Origin of the sequence: Streptomyces prasinopilosus (assembly GCF_001419695.1) — a bacterium.
GTDB lineage: Bacteria > Actinomycetota > Actinomycetes > Streptomycetales > Streptomycetaceae > Streptomyces > Streptomyces prasinopilosus.
Genome location: NZ_LIRG01000741.1, coordinates 1 through 1,389, shown reverse-complemented (window position 1 = coordinate 1,389; position 1,389 = coordinate 1). Strand labels below are relative to the sequence as shown.

Below are 1,389 nucleotides of genomic sequence, written 5' to 3'. Positions count from 1 at the left end.
GGCGGGGGAGACGGCTCAGGCCTGGCCGGCCTTCTCCAGCGCGGTGCAGCACGTGTCGACGATCAGACGCGTCACCAGGTACGGGTCGACGTTGGCGTTCGGACGCCGGTCCTCGATGTAGCCCTTGCCGTCCCGCTCGACCTGCCACGGGATGCGGACCGAGGCGCCGCGGTCGGAGACGCCGTAGGAGTACTCGTTCCACGGGGCGGTCTCGTGCAGGCCGGTGAGGCGGTCGTCGATGCCGGCGCCGTAGTTCTTGACGTGGTCGAGCGGCTTGGAGCCCTCGCCGAGGGACTCGCACGCGGTGACGATCGCCTCGTAGCCCTCGCGCATCGCCCGGGTGGAGAAGTTGGTGTGCGCGCCCGCGCCGTTCCAGTCGCCCTTGACCGGCTTGGGGTCCAGGGTGGCGGAGACGCCGAAGTCCTCGGCGGTGCGGTAGAGCAGCCAGCGGGCCACCCACAGCTGGTCGGAGACCTCCAGCGGCGACAGCGGGCCGACCTGGAACTCCCACTGGCCCGGCATGACCTCGGCGTTGATGCCGGAGATGCCCAGGCCCGCCTTCAGGCAGTTCTCCAGGTGCGCCTCGACGACGTCCCGGCCGAAGATCTCGTCCGAGCCGACACCGCAGTAGTAGCCGCCCTGCGCGGCCGGGAAGCCGCCCTCGGGGAAGCCGAGCGGGCGGGCGCCCTTGAAGAAGGTGTACTCCTGCTCGATGCCGAAGAGCGGCTCCTGCGCGGCGAACCGCTCGACCACCTCGGTCAGCGCGGCCCGGGTGTTGGACTCGTGCGGCGTCATGTCCGTGTTCAGGACCTCGCACAGGACCAGGACGTCGTCCCCGCCGCGGACCGGGTCCGGGCAGACGAAGACCGGCTTCAGCACGCGGTCCGAGGCGTGGCCCTCGGCCTGGTTGGTGGACGACCCGTCGAAGCCCCAGACCGGCAGCCCGGCGACCTCGGTCGTCCTCTCGGAGTCCGGCATGATCCTGGTCTTGGAACGCAGCTTGGCCGTCGGTTCCGTGCCGTCGATCCAGATGTACTCAGCCTTGAAGCTCACGGTCCACTTCCTCCGGGGCGGGTCGGTGCGCAGGTGCGGGTGCTGCACGCTCCGGCGCTGCGCCACGCCGGTACCGGGAGGCCGGCACGGCACCCCGCTCGCGATGACACCCAGCTTGTCAACGGGCGATTTCCCGTCCGTTGCCCGGATGTGAACCCCGTGTTACCGGTGGCCACCGCGTGTTACCGGCGTCCACCGCGCCCCGGATCGTCGCGCGGGCCCGGCGCGGGGGAGGGCGGGCCGTACGCGGCGGGGCCGTGCGAGAGGGCCGTCGCGGGGACGTGCGGGGAGGCCGTGCGAGGGAGGTCGTGCCGAGGAGGGTGCACGGTGGAGACG

At 71.8% G+C, this 1,389-nt stretch carries 1 protein-coding gene; it reads right to left on the bottom strand.

Annotated elements, in window-relative coordinates; translation table 11 throughout:
* Window positions 1-15 precede the first annotated feature (15 nt).
* Entirely contained in the window at window positions 16-1,053 is a 1,038-nt protein-coding gene (glnII, locus tag AOK18_RS25600; RefSeq protein WP_055695870.1) for a glutamine synthetase, read from the bottom strand.
* Window positions 1,054-1,389 lie beyond the last annotated feature (336 nt).